This window comes from Providencia sp. Me31A (genome assembly GCF_050487165.1).
GTDB lineage: Bacteria > Pseudomonadota > Gammaproteobacteria > Enterobacterales > Enterobacteriaceae > Providencia.
Genome location: NZ_JBKQGZ010000058.1, coordinates 1 through 2,346, shown reverse-complemented (window position 1 = coordinate 2,346; position 2,346 = coordinate 1). Strand labels below are relative to the sequence as shown.

General features: G+C 44.4%; 3 protein-coding genes. All 3 read left to right on the top strand.

Going from position 1 to position 2,346, the window contains the following annotated elements; genetic code table 11:
• The first annotated feature begins 73 nt into the window (after window positions 1-73).
• The 3 genes from tnpA to tnpC all read left to right on the top strand — a co-directional run bounded on the left by tnpA (window position 74) and on the right by tnpC (window position 2,319).
• Window positions 74-370, top strand: a complete 297-nt coding sequence (gene tnpA, locus ACLPIE_RS22370; protein ID WP_140117708.1) for an IS66 family insertion sequence element accessory protein TnpA — start codon at window positions 74-76, stop codon at window positions 368-370.
• Window positions 367-711 (top strand): IS66 family insertion sequence element accessory protein TnpB, encoded by a 345-nt coding sequence (gene tnpB, locus ACLPIE_RS22365; RefSeq protein ID WP_034167512.1) that lies wholly within the window; start codon window positions 367-369, stop codon window positions 709-711. Before tnpA ends, tnpB begins: the two co-directional genes overlap by 4 nt.
• A gap of 84 nt (window positions 712-795) precedes the next feature.
• Window positions 796-2,319: an IS66 family transposase gene (gene tnpC / locus ACLPIE_RS22360; protein ID WP_140184873.1), complete on the top strand. Its 1,524-nt coding sequence runs from the start codon at window positions 796-798 to the stop codon at window positions 2,317-2,319.
• Window positions 2,320-2,346: the final 27 nt, after the last annotated feature.

The following is a 2,346-nucleotide window of genomic DNA, read 5'->3' as shown; positions in this document are numbered from 1 at the left end:
GTAAGCGGTTAATGAACCACACATACTAAACAAACTCGTCATTTGCCATAGTAGCTTTTTCATTGGAGGGACTATGGAACAACAAAGTAAACGAGAATACTGGACTGCAATTCTAGAGCTGCAACGACAAAGTAATTTAGGCATTAAGCAGTTTTGCTCGGAGCAAAACATAAGCTATCAGACTTTTCACTATTGGTCGAAAAAGCTCACGCAATCCGAGCCTGAAACCAGGGTTCAACCTATCGTGGTGACAGAGCCTACCGTGAGCACAAGTTGTGTTGTGTTAATTCTCAATAATGGCATTCGAGCAGAACTGCCGGCAACGCTTAGCTCGCAACAAATTAAGACTTGGTTTGAAGCGCTACAATGATACCAACAGGTAAGGTTTTCCTCATCTCTGGAGTCACGGACATGCGTAAGTCCATTGATGGACTATCGTTGATTGTCGCGGAGACTCTTGAGATGGATCCGTTTAGTGAGTCTTGGTTCATTTTCTGCAATCGTACCCGAGATAAATTGAAAATCTTGTTTTGGGATACTAATGGCTTCTGGCTGTACTATCGTCGCTTAGAAAAAGGGACCTTCAAGTGGCCAAGACCCAGTGAGGACGGAGCCATTCATATTACTAAGCAACAACTGGGTTGGCTTCTTTCGGGGTTAACGCTCGAACATGCCAAAGCTCATCGTCCACTTCATAATCTAGAAGTGTGACCGCTGATACTGATCGTCACGTTGGGCTTGAACGATCCTTTTTTGCTGTCACACTTAAGTCATTGAGATGACCTGAGCCCAGACATGACCGACCTCCCTGATGATATCGACCAGCTAAAAGCTATGCTGCTTGAGCTTCACCAACAGAACGAAGCAAAAGATAAACTCCTTGCGGCAAAGCAAGAGGAGGTTGCCGAGCTCAAAACCAAAATTGAGTTGTTGATTGAACAGCTCAATTTAAGTAAGTCAAAGCGCTTCTCATCACAAAGTGAAAAAATACCCAAAGGTACGTTTAACGAAGCGGAGCAACAAAAGAGTACGGCTAAATCCGACGACGACAAGAAAAAAACAGGCCGTAAGCCTTTTCCAAAAGAGCTCGAGCGTGAAGTTCATAAACATGAACTCAATGCCCCTTATTGCGACTGCTGCGACGAGCCTTTACATCAATGTGGTGTTGAAACTTCTGAAGAGCTGAAAATCATCCCACAGAAGGTTAGTGTTATACGTCACGAGCGAACCAAGTACGCTTGCCGGCAGTGTGAAAAAACACAGACTGAAACAAAGATTATCACAGCACCAAAACCCGCAAGTATGATCCCTAAAAGCCTAGGGAGTGCAGATGCATTCGCCGCTGTAGTCACAGCAAAATACGTTGATGCTCTGCCACTCTATCGCCAAGTGGATATTCTCAATCGCTCTGGTATAGATATTAGCCGCGCTACACTGGCCAACTGGTGCGTTCAGTTAGGAAGCAAAGTGCAAGTCATTATTGATGCAATGAAAAGTGAGTTATTGAAAGAAAAGCTCATCTGCACGGACGAAACCACTGTTCAAGTATTACGTGAAGAAGATAAGAAAGCACAATCTAAGTCATATATGTGGGTCTATCGTAGCGGTGAGTTCGTCAATAACCCAGTGGTTATCTACGACTATCAAGCCAGCCGCAGAGCAGAGTGCGTACAAGACTTTTTAGGTGGTTACTCTGGTTACTTGCTATCGGATGGCTACAGTGCATACGACAAACTTGAGGACGTGACTCAAGCTGCTTGCATGGCGCATGTACGCAGAAAGTTCACTGATGCTCAAAAAGCTTCACCATCAAAAAAAGCGGGCAAGCCAGAAAAAGCACTGAACTTTATTAGCAAACTATACGGTATTGAAAAGAAAGCCAAAGGGCTTGACGCAAAATCTCGACACCAACTACGACAAGAAGAAGCCAAACCTATTTTAGATGAGTTCAAGCAATGGCTTGACAGTCAAAACGTTCTCCCTAAAGGATTACTTGGCAAAGCCATCACTTATACGCAAAACCAGTGGCCTAAGCTGCTTACCTACCTTGAAGACGGCGATATAAGTATCGACAACAATGTGACCGAACGAGATATAAGGCCGTTCACGACAGGTCGCAAAAATTGGATGTTCTCAACTTCGGTAGGCGGAGCAAAGGCGAGTGCAAACTTGTATAGCCTCGTGATGACTTGCCGCGCTAATGACATGAACCCTTATTATTACTTCCAACACCTGTTTACCGAGTTACCAAAACGAAGTCCGAAAGATGATGTGTCGGATCTCATGCCATGGAACGTAGAAATCAGTGAGGTTGAGTAAAGCTTTACTGGTTCATTAAGCGCTTAC

Bases quoted from the DNA above. Each gene is read 5' to 3' on its own strand.
- tnpA (WP_140117708.1), top strand. From the start codon at position 74: ATGGAACAACAAAGTAAACGAGAATACTGGACTGCAATTCTAGAGCTG.
- tnpB (WP_034167512.1), top strand. From the start codon at position 367: ATGATACCAACAGGTAAGGTTTTCCTCATCTCTGGAGTCACGGACATG.
- tnpC (WP_140184873.1), top strand. From the start codon at position 796: ATGACCGACCTCCCTGATGATATCGACCAGCTAAAAGCTATGCTGCTT.